General features: G+C 62.3%; 8 protein-coding genes. 6 read left to right on the forward strand and 2 right to left on the reverse strand.

Annotated features, from left to right (window positions below):
• Positions 1–36: 36 nt before the first annotated feature.
• From LGH82_RS02115 to LGH82_RS02130, 4 genes are all read left to right on the forward strand, one after another.
• Complete coding sequence (locus tag LGH82_RS02115; protein WP_227347095.1) at positions 37–1,224, forward strand: ABC transporter permease; 1,188 nt, start codon at positions 37–39, stop codon at positions 1,222–1,224.
• Between the two features lie 30 nt (positions 1,225–1,254).
• On the forward strand, positions 1,255–2,043 hold the full coding sequence (locus LGH82_RS02120; protein WP_227349453.1) for an ABC transporter ATP-binding protein: 789 nt from the start codon (positions 1,255–1,257) through the stop codon (positions 2,041–2,043).
• Between the two features lie 14 nt (positions 2,044–2,057).
• A complete protein-coding gene (locus LGH82_RS02125; RefSeq protein ID WP_227347096.1) occupies positions 2,058–3,431 on the forward strand; it encodes an MCE family protein in 1,374 nt (457 codons plus the stop codon).
• 85 nt (positions 3,432–3,516) lie between these two features.
• Positions 3,517–4,110, forward strand: a complete 594-nt coding sequence (locus LGH82_RS02130) for an ABC-type transport auxiliary lipoprotein family protein (protein ID WP_413771418.1) — start codon at positions 3,517–3,519, stop codon at positions 4,108–4,110.
• A 31-nt stretch (positions 4,111–4,141) separates the two neighbouring features.
• On the opposite strand, the gene LGH82_RS02135 is transcribed toward LGH82_RS02130, so the two are convergent.
• Both LGH82_RS02135 and LGH82_RS02140 read right to left on the reverse strand, forming a co-directional pair.
• Positions 4,142–4,756 (reverse strand): 3'-5' exonuclease, encoded by a 615-nt coding sequence (locus tag LGH82_RS02135; protein ID WP_227347098.1) that lies wholly within the window; start codon positions 4,754–4,756, stop codon positions 4,142–4,144.
• Between the two features lie 139 nt (positions 4,757–4,895).
• Positions 4,896–11,813: a kinesin gene (locus LGH82_RS02140; protein WP_227347099.1), complete on the reverse strand. Its 6,918-nt coding sequence runs from the start codon at positions 11,811–11,813 to the stop codon at positions 4,896–4,898.
• A 269-nt stretch (positions 11,814–12,082) separates the two neighbouring features.
• On the opposite strand from LGH82_RS02140, the gene LGH82_RS02145 reads away from it, so the two are divergent.
• Together LGH82_RS02145 and LGH82_RS02150 are read left to right on the forward strand one after the other, a co-directional pair.
• A complete protein-coding gene (locus tag LGH82_RS02145; protein ID WP_227349454.1) occupies positions 12,083–12,451 on the forward strand; it encodes an Hpt domain-containing protein in 369 nt (122 codons plus the stop codon).
• A gap of 101 nt (positions 12,452–12,552) precedes the next feature.
• A complete protein-coding gene (locus LGH82_RS02150; RefSeq protein WP_227347100.1) occupies positions 12,553–12,873 on the forward strand; it encodes a 2Fe-2S iron-sulfur cluster-binding protein in 321 nt (106 codons plus the stop codon).
• The last annotated feature ends 77 nt before the right edge of the window (positions 12,874–12,950 follow it).

Below are 12,950 nucleotides of genomic sequence, written 5' to 3' on the forward strand. Positions count from 1 at the left end.
TCGACAGCTTGGTTTCGTCAGGCTAAACAGGACGCCATGTTGACCATCGGTAAACGCGACGCAAGCGGCACGACCGCCAAGGAGGCTGACCACCAGCCTCGCGTCGCCGTCGGTGATGAGGGTGGCGTTCTCGGCTGCGCCTTTTCCGGAACCTGGACGACACGCACCGTCGCGCTGGTCGACGCCGAAATGCGCAAGATCGAAAAGCGCAGCGGATTCAAGACGCTGGCGCTCGATCTTTCCAAGATCGAGAAAATTGATACTGCCGGCGCCTGGTTGATCGACCGCCTCGTCAGCGCCTTTGAAAAGCAGGGCGCCGAAATCAGGATGCAGGGACAGAGCGAGGTCGCGTCGATCCTGCTTGAAGCTGTCAGCGAAGCGGTTCGACGCGCGCCTGATTCCGGTCCCGTCCGGCCACCCAACATTGTCATCCGCGCGCTTGAGGCGATCGGCCGGCGTGTCTACGAAATGCGCGACGATTTCCTCTCGTCGATGAACATCCTCGGCGCCACCATCCGTGGCGCGCAGATGAAGCTCGGCCGCGGCCATGGCGTCAACATGGCGGCGATCTTCAACCAGATCGATCGCATGGGGGTCGGGGCCATCCCGGTTGTCGTGCTGATGTCGGCCATCGTCGGCGCGATCGTTGCCCAGCAGGGCGCTTATCAGCTGAGTTATTTTGGCGCCGATATCTTTGTCGTCGACCTGGTCGGCGTGCTGATCCTGCGTGAACTTGGCGTGCTGATGACGGCGATCATGATCGCCGGCCGTTCCGGCAGCGCCATCACCGCCGAGATAGGCTCGATGAAGATGCGCGAGGAGGTCGATGCGCTGAAGGTCATCGGGCTCAACCCGATCGGCGTGCTGGTGTTCCCGCGGCTGGTGGCGCTGGTCATCGCACTGCCGTGCCTGACGATTATCGCCAATTTTGCCGCTCTCGGCGGCGGCATCGCGGCCGCCTGGCTCTATTCCGGCATTTCACCGGCTGCCTTCCTCGACCGACTGCGCGTCGCCATCGATCTCAGCACCATCTTTGCCGGCCTGATCAAGGCGCCGTTCATGGCCATCATCATCGGCACGATTGCTTCCGTCGAAGGCATGAAGGTTGGTGGCAGCGCCGAATCACTGGGCACGCACGTGACGGCTTCGGTGGTGAAATCGATCTTCGTGGTCATCATTCTTGATGGCCTTTTCGCAATCTTCTATGCGGCGATTGCGTTCTGACATGGCGATGAAAGCAACACAGCCGCCGAGATCACGGAACAGAAGGATGAGAGCGATATCGTGCTCTCCGCGCGCGACATCACCGTATCCTTCGCCGACAAGCTCATTCTCGACAAGCTGTCGCTCGATATCAGGCGTGGCGAGATTCTCGGCTTTGTCGGCGCCTCGGGTGCGGGTAAGTCCGTTCTCTTGCGCACCATCCTTGGCCTGACGCGCAAGCAGTCGGGAACGATCAAGCTGTTCGGCGTCGATGTCGAAAAGGCCAGCGACAAAGACCGCCTGCGCATTGATATGCGCCTGGGCGTTCTCTTCCAGCACGGCGCCCTTTTCTCGGCGCTCACGGTTTTGGAGAACGTGCAGGTGCCGATGCGCGAGTATCTCGACCTGCCGCGAAAACTGATGGACGAACTGGCGATGCTCAAGGTCGAACTGGTCGGCTTGCCGCCCGACGCGGCACGAAAATTCCCGTCCGAACTGTCCGGCGGCATGATCAAGCGTGCCGCACTTGCCCGGGCGCTTGCGCTCGACCCCGACATCGTCTTCCTGGATGAACCGACATCCGGTCTCGACCCGATCAGCGCGGCGGAGTTCGACGAACTGGTCGTCAAGTTGCGCGATACGATGGACCTGACGGTCTACATGGTCACGCATGATCTCGACACGCTGTTTACCGCTTGCGACCGCGTTGCGGTGCTCGGCAACAAGAAAGTGCTGGTCGAAGGCACCATCGATGACATGCTGAAGAGCGAAGAACCTTGGGTAAAGTCCTATTTCCGCGGAAAACGCGCCCGACAACTTGATCTTGCGGCCCGCGCATAGCCATAAGTGAAGCAATGGAAACCAGAGCCAACTACGTCATTGTCGGCATTTTCACACTGGTTGCGATCCTGGCCGCCTTTGCTTTCGTCTATTGGACGGCGGCGATCGGTGACAAGGGCGAGACCACATTGCTGCGTGTGCGCATTCCGGGCTCGGCCTCGGGCCTCGGTCGCGGCAGTTTCGTGCTCTTCAACGGCGTCAAGGTTGGTGACGTGAAGCGTGTTTATATCGACGTCGACAATCCGACGGTCGCCATCGCCGACACCGAAATCGACCGCATGACGCCGATCACCAAGTCTACGCAGGCCGATATCGGCCTTGCCGGCCTGACCGGGCAGGCCAATATCGAATTGAAGGGCGCCGACCCCAAGGAGGTGAAGCTCCTCGACCAGGCCGAAAAGGAAGGCAAGGTCGCCGAGATCATCGCGAACCCATCGGCAGTCACCAACCTGCTGCAGACCGCGCAGACCATCTTCAGCCGTGCCGACAAGGTGCTTTCGGATCTCGAAGGGTTTACCAGGGACGTCCGCGGACCGCTGACGCAGACCGTCCAGAACGTGCAGACATTCTCCGATGCGCTGGCCAAGAATTCGGACGGCATCGACAAGTTCCTGTCCAGCGTCAGTTCGCTCTCCGATGAACTGAAGGGCGTTTCGGGCAAGCTAGATGGTACGCTGAAGGCAGCGGAAGGGCTGCTCAATGCCGTCGACAAGGATCAGATCAAGAGCATCGTCGCCAATGTCAATACGGCGACAGCGAATCTCAAGGAAACCTCAAAGCAGTTCGACACGGTCATCAAGAATGTCGATACGGCGGTGGGGTCGATCAACGATTTTGCCCAGAAGACACAGGGCACGCTGACCAAGGTCAATGGCGTTCTCGACGGTGTCGACCCGGCCCAGCTTCGCTCCGCATTGGCCAATATCCAGCAGGCGAGCGAGAATGCCAACAAGGCCGCCGCCGACATCGCCCAGGTGACCAGCAAGATCGCCAACCGGGCCGATGACATCGACCAGACGGTCAAGGACGCGCGTCAGTTGGCGCAACGCCTCAACGACGCTTCCGTACGTGTCGACGGCATCCTGGCCAAGGTCGATACGTTGCTGGGATCCGGCCAGGCTGACGGCATGATGGCCGATGCCAGGGACACGCTGAAGTCGTTCAAGCAGGTTGCCGACACGCTGAACGGCCGCCTCGGCGCCATCCTGGACAATGTGTCAAAGTTCTCCGGCCAGGGCCTGTCGAATGTGGAGGCGCTGGTGCAGGACAGCCGCCGTTCCATCGGCCGTATCGAAGAGGCCGTGACCGACCTCAGCCGCAATCCACAGCGGATTCTTTCCGGCGGCGATGGCGAGGTTCGACAGTTTGACGGCAGGGTGCGGCGTTGACTTCGGCCTCCGCCCGCCCCAAGAACGCAAGGCAGAAGCACTGGGGCGGATCGATTTTGCGATCCGGGGACAACAGGGATCGCACGTGAAGATCGCGCTCAAATCGGGTGTGGCATTGCTTGCCTTGACCCTCGCCAGTTGTGCGGCATTGCCAGGCGGTGGGCCCGCGCCCCTCGACACATTCGAACTTTCGGCGCCATCGGTCGAGGCGCATGGCCACAGCCGCCGCCAGATCCTGATCGCGCAGCCATCCGCGCTGAAGGCGCTGGACAGCCAGAACATCGTCATCAAGCCATCCGCGCGGTCGATCCAGTATCTCAAGGGCGCCCAATGGGCCGACCGGCTGCCGCTCATCGTGCAAGCACGGCTGGCCGAAACATTCCAGCGTTCCGGCAGTTTCGCCGGCGTCGGCAAGCCGGGCGAGGGGCTGGCGATCGACTATCAGGTGATCGTCGAAATCCGCTCCTTCGAAGTCCGCGTTGACGGCGGCGAACATGCCGAGGTCGACCTATTCGTGCGGATATTGAACGACCGCAATGGCGAGGTCCGCGCCTCCAAAAGCTTCACCGCAAGCGCGCCTGTTTCGGGCAGCGGCAACCAGGCCTATGTCGGTGCGCTCGATGCCGCGTTTGGCGATACGGCCAAGCAGATCGTGCGCTGGACTGATTCGGCGATCTGAACGCAAGGCTCGCGCACACAGATCTTCGAAGCTACAAGTGGTCGAAGGCGGCTGGTCGCAACGCTCCAGTCTTCATAAGATGTTGTAGGGTGTAGGTGACCGAGAGCGCATCGTCGAGTGCGTCGTGCCCTCGCAACGGAGGGTGTTCGACGCCGTAATACTCCGCAAGCCGGTTGCTTGGCGTCTTCGCCAAATCCTCTATTGGCATCCCGGCCGCGATCAGCAGCTTGACGGCATTGTCGAACCGGTTGGCAGCGATGGAAGGCTGAATGCCCGCGACATAGCAGCTGATGGCGACCATGTTCAGCTCGTCTTTGCCCCAAGACCAGAAACGAGCCCCGCCGGAGAAGCGATCGACGTCCGCAAGGGCTTCTCCGAGTGCGACCCCCTCGGTGACAATGTTTTCTTCAGTGATACCGGTGAGTTTGGTGAAGAACGGGTCGAGCCTGTATCTGTTGCCAAATCGGTCGACAGGGTGAACGTAGGCCTTGTGCGTACCCAACAGAGGAAAGTCGTCTTCGAGGCCAAGCCTGACCGCGCCGATCTGCGCGATGACGGGATCGGGATCGTGCGCCGCGCACCAAAATCTGCGCTGCGAGCCCTCAAGGCAAAGAAACTCGCAGTCGAATATGATTGCCGTTTTCACGGTCAGCCACCTTTGTATCGATGATCAGGGCAGCTGGTTTCGCCTGTGGTCTTCGCGCACTTGCGTTGGGAGATTCTCAAACCGTCACGGGCGGGGCGTTAGCCCCGCCATTTTTCGGTTCCGACGTGGGCCCGCCCAGTTAGTGCAGGCGGCCGCTGGCGTGGGCCAGCATGGTGTAGACCTTGCCCGTATCCGACGTCAGGTAGGTCTGGGCCATGATGTTGTCGCGGTCGTTGCGTGACACATCCTTGAGCAGCTTCTCGAAATCGTCGCAGTAGCGGTCGACCGCACCGCGGAACTCGGCCTCGCTCTGATACTTGCGGCGGATTTCATCGAACGTCTGCTGGCCCTTGAGCGTGTAGAGGCGGCGCGTGAAGACGTCACGCTCGCCGCGCCGGTAGCGGTTCCACAACTCGATCGAGGCATCGTGGTCTATGGCGCGGGCGATATCGACAGAAAGCGAGTTGAGCGATTCGACGACATGAAGCGGCGAACGCTGGGCCGGGACCGGGCGCGGCGCTTCCACCGGGGCCGCGGGCCTGGCTTCCTCTTCGCGCGATGCGCCGGTCAACAGATCGCGCACCCAACCGCCCTGCGGCGCACGGCCGTTGGGGTCACGCGGGCGTTGCGATGTCTCGGACGGGCGCTCCAGGTCGAGCGTGCCGCGCAGCGCGGTACCGCCCAGTGGCGCCTGCGGGGCAAGACGCTCCGGCTGTGGCGTCGGCGGACGACGCTGAGGCTCGGGGGCGCGTGCCACGGGAGCTTGCGGCGCCGGACGCAGGTTGCGCTGCTCCGAATTGTCCGTGTTGCCGCGGCCCGATTTCGCAACGATATCCGAAAGTTCCTTCAGGGCGTTGATCTGTTCGGAAACGGCACGGCGGATGGCCGTGGTCGATTCCTTTGCCTCTTCCGGCATCTCGATCACGCCCTTCTTGAGTTCGGCGCGGGTAAGGTCGAGCTCGCTCTTGATGGAGCCCGCGGTGCGCCGCATCTCCTCGGTCGCATCGGCGAAGCGCCTTGTCGCCGAATCGACGACTTCGGATATGGCGGTGCGAATCTTGTCCGCCGACTCCATCGTCTTGCCTTCGGCATTCTGCAACGTCTGGCCCACAAGGTTCTCGAACGAGCGCATGACCCTTTCGAGATCTTCCGACTTCTTGACCAGGCCGACGGCGAGGTCCTCAAGCGAGGACTGCCTCTCCAGCGTATGCTCCAGGTTGCTCTGGGCCGAGCTCAAGAGGTCCGAGGCGCTGGACAGCAGGCGGCTGTGTTCATCGAACTTGGTGGCGATCGAGGCGACCTCGCGCAAGGTCGAGGACGACAGTTCGGTCAGCCGGGTCGTGTTGGAGTCGACCAGGCGCGCCGAGCTGGCGAAGGTCTGCGCGGCCTTTTCCGTTGTCGCCGCGAAGCTCTGCGTGCTGCCGGTCAGGCGTTCGTCGACCTGGCCGAGATTCATCGCGGCCTGTTCGATCAGCTGACCGAGCTGCGAGCTGGACTTCGTCATGCGACCGATGAGGTCGGCAACGCTGTCCGAGAGCGAGGAGCGGGCGCCTTCGACGGCCGACAGCGTTTCGGCCGTGCGGCTGGCAAGCGCGTTGACGAGGGCAGCGTTTTCGCTGCGCAGCTTCTCGGTGGCGCGCTCGGTGACCTCTTCCATGCTCCTTTGCAGTTCAGAGCCACCCTGGGCAAAGCGCTCGACCAGTGGCCGTGCGGTTTCGTCCAGGATTTTCGACATTTCGGCCGAGCGCGCCGCGAGCATGGTGTTGAGCTCGCGGGTGTTGGCTCCGATGGTCTTGGCCGCATCGTTGGTGCTTTGGCCGATATGCTGGCCGACCGCGGTGAAGGTCTCCGCAATGACGTTGGCGCGCGAAACCAGCTGCGCCTCGGCATTCGACACCTGCTCGTTGATCCGCTGGCTCATCGCCTCGGCCGTGTAGGCAAGGCGGTTCTCGACGCTGGAGACCTGCTCCTCGACACGGGCGGCAGTGGCCGCCGCACTCGATGCCAGCCGCTCGTCGACGCCAACAAGGCGGTTCTCGACGTGGGCGACATGCTCTTCGACACGGGAAGCGGTTGCCGCGGCGCTCGATGCCAACCGCTCGTCGACGCCGATGAGGCGGCTCTCGACGCGGGCAACCTGCTCTTCGACACGGGAAGCCGTTACCGCCGCGCTCGACGCCAGCCTCTCGTCGACGCCGGCAAGCGCCTGCTCGATTTCGCGGGTGTGGACGGCGAGTTCCTGGCCGGTTTTCCGGGCACGGTCGGCGACCCTCTGCTCGGTATCGGCAAAGGCACCGACGATGGTCTCGGCATGACCGCCGATCGTCGACGTGCTGTCGGCGATGCGGGACACCAGGCGGTTGTCCGCTTCGTCGAAGATACGGCCGATTTCCGAGGCGCGCGCCGACAGGGCTTCCGAGCCCTCGGCGATGCGCGAGATCAGCTGCTGGTCGGCCGCGTCGAAGATGCGGCCGAGATCCGATGCACGCGCGGCGAGTGCTTCGGCAGATTCACCGATGCGGACGCCCAGGCGCTGGTCGGCGCCTTCGAAGTTGCGCAGGATGTCGCCGGCGCGGGCGGCCAGCGACTGTGCCGTCTCGACCGCGCGGGCAACGAGCTTCTGGTCGGCCACGTCGAACGTGCCGGCGATCTCGCTTGCACGAGCGGCGAGGTGGTCGGCCGTCTCCTGGGCGCGGGCCAGCAGCGTGCTGGAAGTATCGTCCGCGCGAGCGATAAGAGCGTTCGATGTGACTTCCGAGCGGGCGTGGAGGCGGCGGTCGGCATCCTCGAAGGTCCGGGCGATGTCGTCGGCCCGTGCGAGCAGGGCGCTTGACGTGTCGTCGGCACGCGCCGCCAGACGGCGGTCCGCATCCTCGAAGGTCCGAGCGATGTCTTCCGCTCTCGCCAGCAGGGCGGCCGAAGTCTGCTCGGCGCGCTCCGCGATCTTGCGATCGGCATCACTGAAGGCCGCGCCAGCCTGTTCATGCAGGGCGCTGGTGACCTCCATGACCTTTTCGCGCAAGGCGCCGGCGACGAACACAGCGCTTTTCTCAAGCACGCTGCGAACGTTGTCGACGCCAGTCGAAAGCGCACGCTCCATGGTTCCGGCGCGTTCCTCTATGATGCCGGTCTGGCGGCTGAATGCCAGCTCGATCTTCTGGACGTCGGCGGCGATAGCGTCTGAAATGTCGGTGCTTCTGGCGGCGATCTTGTCGATATGGCCGGACAGCGAATGATCGACATCCTTGCGGGTATCCGCGAGCTTGGAGAGGTCTTCTTCCAGCGCACGGGTCAACATGTTGCGGCCTTCGGCCAACTTGCCGACATGTCCGGCGATGATGTCGTCGACATCGGTGCGGCTTGCCGCGATCTTCTGCAGATCGGCCTCGAGCGCGCGCTTGAGGATGTCGCGGCCCTCGGCCAGCTTCTCGACCTGGCCGGCAACCAGCCCGTCGATGCTCGAACGGCTTTCCGCCAGTTTGGCAAGATCGTCTTCAAGTGCCTTGGACAGCGTCGAGCGGTCCTGCACCAGCCTTTCCGAGTGGCTGTTTACAAGGCCATTGACGCTTTCAAGGTCGGATTCCAGCGCGCTTGCGAACTGCGCGCGATCGTCGGTGAGCTTCCGCGACTGATCGGCAATGGTACCCCTGATCGTGTTGAGATCGGCCTCGAGCGCCCGCTTGAGGATATCGCGGCCCTCGGCCAGCTTCTCGACCTGGCCGGCAACCAGCCCGTCGATGCTCGAACGGCTTTCCGCCAGTTTGGCAAGATCGTCTTCAAGCGCCCTGGTCAGGTTCGAGCGATCGTCAACCAGCTTCTGCGACTGGTCGGCAATGGTGCCTCTGATCGTGTTGAGATCAGATTCCAGCGCGCGCTTGAGGATATCGCGACCCTCGGAGAGCTTCTCGACCTGGCCGGTAACGAGACCATCGATGCTCGAACGGCTTTCCGCCAGCTTGGCGAGATCGTCTTCAAGCGCCCTGGTCAGGTTTGAGCGGTCCTCGACCAGCTTCTGGGAATTGTCGGCGATGACACTCTTGATGGTGTTCAGGTCGGATTCGAGCGCGCGCTTGAGGATATCGCGGCCCTCGGCCAGCTTCTCGACCTGGCCGGCAACGAGGCCGTCGATGCTCGAACGGCTGTCGGCCAGCCTGGCAATGTCGTCTTCGAGTGCCTTTGACAGCGTCGAACGATCCTGCACCAGCCTTTCCGAGTGGCTGTTTACAAGGCCATTGACGTTTTCGAGGTCGGATTCCAGCGCACGGGCAAACTGCGCGCGATCGTCAACCAGCTTCTGCGACTGGTCGGCAATGGTGCCCCTGATCGTGTTGAGATCGGATTCCAGCGCCCGCTTGAGGATATCGCGGCCCTCGGCCAGCTTCTCGACTTGGCCGGTGACCATTCCGTCGATGCTGGAGCGGCTGTCGGCGAGCTTGGCCAGATCGTCTTCCAGTGCCTTGGACAGGGTCATCCGATCCTGGGCAAGCCGGTTCATGTGATCGGAGACGACATCCTTCACCTTGAGCAGGTCGGTTTCCAAGGCCTGCGAGAGCTGGCCACGGTCCTCCGCCAGCTTGTCGGACTGGCTGGCGATGACGTTCTTGATCGTATTGAGATCGGATTCGAGCGCGCGCTTGAGAATGTCGCGTCCCTCGGCGAGCTTCTCGACCTGGCCGGCAACCAGCCCGTCGATGCTGGAGCGGCTATCCGCCAGCTTGGCGAGGTCAGCCTCGAGCGTCTGCGAAAGCAGGCTGCGGTCTTCAGCGAGCCGGCCCGAATGGTTCTCCAGCAGGCCCCTGATGCCCGACAGATCGTTTTCGAGCGAATTGCTGAGCTGGCCGCGGTCCTCAGCCAGTTTCGAGGAGTGGGTCTCGATGAGGCCCTTGATGCCTGCAATATCGGCCTCCAGGGCTCTGGCCAGCACGGCGCGGCCTTCGGCGATCTTCTCGACCTGACCGGCGACCAGACCGTCGATGCTGGCGCGGCTGTCGGTCAGCTTGCCGAGATCTGCTTCCAGGGCGCGCGAAAGAATGTTACGGCCCTCAGCGAGTTTCCCGACGTGTCCGGCAACCATTTCATCAATGATTGTACGGGCTTGCACGAGCTTTCCGGAGTCCTCGTTCAATGCCAAGGCAAGCCGGTTGCGGCCTTCCTCGAGTCTTTCGAGGTGACTGCCGAGGGAAGCGTCGATGGCCGCGCGGGACTCGTTGACCTTGCGCAGATCCTCTTCGAGCGCGCGCGAGATGAGGTTGCGGCCTTCGGCCAGCTTCTGCACCTGATTTGTCACGGCAGCATCGATGCCGTCGCGGCCTTCCGCGAACTTCGCGAGATCCGCCTGCATTGCCTCGGCCATGCGTTCGCGGCTTTCGGAAAGCTTGCGGCTGTGGTTCTCGACCGCTTCCTCGATTCCGACGCGCGCGTCGGCAAGTCGCTGGATGTCGGTGTCGAAGGACCGCGACACGACATGGCGTGCCGCCTCCATGCGCCCGGCGAAGTCGCTGGCGCGGGCTTCAAGCATGGACGAGGTCGACGTCACGATGTCGGCCATGTCGGCGCCGATCTGGGCCTTGCCCTGATCGATCATCGACGACAGCGTGTCCTTGCTCTCCGCGAATGTGTGGGCGATTTCGCGCGCGCGCTCGACCAAGGTCTCGTTGATCTGGCGTGCACGGGCTTCGAGCGCCGCGTTGAGCTTCTGGGTGCCGGTGTCCAGCGCCTCGGCGCGGGTCTGGAACTCGCTGATCAACGCCTGGCCGCGTTCGGCCAGCGTGCGTTCGATGCCATTCAGGCTCGCCTCGAATTCGGAATTAAGCGTGCGCGCGGCACCGCCGAGCAACGACACCATGCCGGTGGTCCGGTCGTCGAGCAGATCGGTAAGCGAACGGGTCAAGCCATCGGTCGTGTCCGTGAGCTTGGCAATGCGTGTATCGAGCAGGCTGGCAAAAGCTTCGCCGGACGTCGACAGCCGGTCGGTGATCGTATCGAGACGACCCTCGACGGAATCGAAGATCGACATCGAGCTTTCGTTGATGCGGTCGATCAGCGTGTCGCCGGAATTGTTGATCGTCATCGACAATTTGGTCGAGGCGTTGAGGATGCTGTCGCATATGATATCGCTGGCGGCGCCGATTTCCTCCTTCAGCGTCTCATGTGCGCCGGTGATCGAAGCACGCACGCGCTCGGCATGGGTGACCACGGCCTCGCGCTCGCTGCCCAGTCCGTCGACGAGCGAGCGGATGCGGGATTCATTTTCCGAATAGGAGCGTTCGATCTGGTTCACTTCGCTGTGGACGAGCGTTTCGAGCTCGACAGCGCGGGCAAGTGTCCGCTCGATGCCTTCACCCATGGCCGCGACTTCGCGACGCACGGCCTGGCCGATCATCATCACGCGGTCCTGGGCAAGGTTTTCCGGCTCGGCGAGGCGGAAAGCCACTTCGGTCATCGACTGCGCGGCAATCCGCATTTCCTGTGCTCGGCGGATCATGGCCGCGAATGCCCAGAACAGGATGACGGGCACGATGGCGGCGATTGCGAGGCCGATCAGTTCAGGGCGCGCGAAGAACTGGTCGACGGTACGGATTCTCCAGATATCCGGTCCAAACAGCAGATTGGCCAACCCGCCCGCGCCAGCGATCCAGGCGAGCGAAACGAATGCCACGACCCAATAGATCGTGTTCGAGGCGCGCCGGTTCAGCGTGTGCAGGAGCGTCTTGTAGTCTTTCTGGCGGTCGTCGTTGGCTGGCGCGAAGCCGGCCGGCTGCGATGTATTGCGCGTTTCCACAGGCCGCAATTCGGCCGGCCTGGCCTTGGCCTCGGGTCTCGCTGGCTGGCTCTGGGTTGCGACAGGCGAACTGGCGACAGGTGCTGCTTTCTGGTTGCGGCCTTCGCGCGCCAACTCGTCCGCTGCCTGCGATATCTGCGCTTCCAGGTCTTCCATCGAAGCCGCGATATCGAGGTCGCCGCTTCCATCGCCGCTCAGATCGATATCGAGCGCCTTTTCAAGTTCCCTGGCTACGTCGCTGTCGAGAGTTCTTGTCGTGGTGGTTTTCTTCGCCATGCCTTCGCTACCCTGTACTAGCTGCCGAGGGACTTATGATTTTGGTTGTCTTATCCCACGCAGGAGGCTGAAAATGGACCCTCGTATCGTAATGACACAGGGGGGTAAAGAAAACATGCATTCCGCGAGATACGTAAAACTTTAAATATAAGGTTAACGGAACCGTGATTTGGACGCCGCTTTCGCAACATTTTTCCGGCTCAAACATTAACCCGTTGTCCATGGGATTCGCCTACATTTTCGGGCAAGTGAAGAACGGAGTGCGGAACATGCGCGGCGAAAGCGGCATTGCCTTTTCAATGCCCGGCGGCGACGCTTCGGGAACGGGACGATCGAGGCCGGTGGATATGGCCCATCTGTCCCGCCAGACAATGGGTGACCGTAGCCTTGAGCAAGAGGTGCTGGCGCTCTTTGTACAGCACGCCCTGTCCGTGCGCGACAAGATCACCGAGGCCGATATCCACGAAAGACTTCTGCTGGCGCACGGACTGAAAGGCTCGGCGCGAGGCGTTGGCGCTTTTGCCGTTGCCGATTGTGCCACCGAGATAGAGCACATGCCTGAAGACAATCGTACGCTCAAGCGTCTTGGCACGCTGATCGACGAAGTGCGCGATTTCATCGCCGCTATCAGCCGTTAAGTCCGGTTTCCGAAAAAAACGTCATCCGGTGGCGTTTTCGCGCGGCAGTTGACTTGTCCGCCGGAGTGATTATCTCGGCTGAAACTCCCTTCAGGTGACAAATGACCAAGCTGACTTTCATCGCCCATGAGGGCACACATTTCGACATGGACGCCGAGAACGGCTCGACGGTCATGGAGAACGCGATCCGCAACGCGGTGCCGGGGATCGAAGCCGAATGCGGCGGCGCGTGTGCCTGTGCCACATGCCATGTCTATGTCGACGAGGCATGGACGGCCATTGTCGGCGAACCGGAAGCGATGGAAGAAGACATGCTGGACTTCGCCTATGACGTTCAGCCGAATTCGCGCCTGTCCTGCCAGATCAAGGTGCGCGATGCGCTGGATGGTCTGGTCGTGCGCGTTCCCGCCCGCCAGGGCTGACGTTCCAGCTTTTTTGCCGCTGCTGCTTGGCAGCAGGCTTCCGGTCATGCAGTCTCGCCTCGGTTTCATATCGAGGC

Source organism: Mesorhizobium sp. PAMC28654, from assembly GCF_020616515.1.
Classification (GTDB): domain Bacteria; phylum Pseudomonadota; class Alphaproteobacteria; order Rhizobiales; family Rhizobiaceae; genus Mesorhizobium.